At 41.2% G+C, this 255-nt stretch carries 1 rRNA gene; it reads right to left on the bottom strand.

The features are described from left to right. Positions 1-18 precede the first annotated feature (18 nt). A 23S ribosomal RNA gene (locus tag ACU68U_RS09400) occupies positions 19-255 on the bottom strand; the annotation flags it as partial.

Raw genomic sequence — 255 nt, 5'->3', positions numbered from 1 at the left:
CAATAACAGTATATATTTCCAGTCAAGTTTTCGATTTATTAGTATCAGTTAGCTTTGATATTACTATCTTTACACCTCTGACCTATCTATCTTGTTTTCTTCAAGTAATCTCATAGAAATCTTATCTTGAGGTTGGTTTCGTGCTTAGATGCCTTCAGCACTTATCCTTCCCAGACGTAGCTACCGAGCTGTGCACTTGGCAGTACAACTCGTACACCAGCGGTCTGTCCATCCCGGTCCTCTCGTACTAAGGAC

Source organism: Finegoldia sp. P3-F-LR (assembly GCF_052932165.1).
Note: the sequence above shows the minus strand (reverse complement) of the source record. Positions and strands in the feature narration are given on the sequence as shown.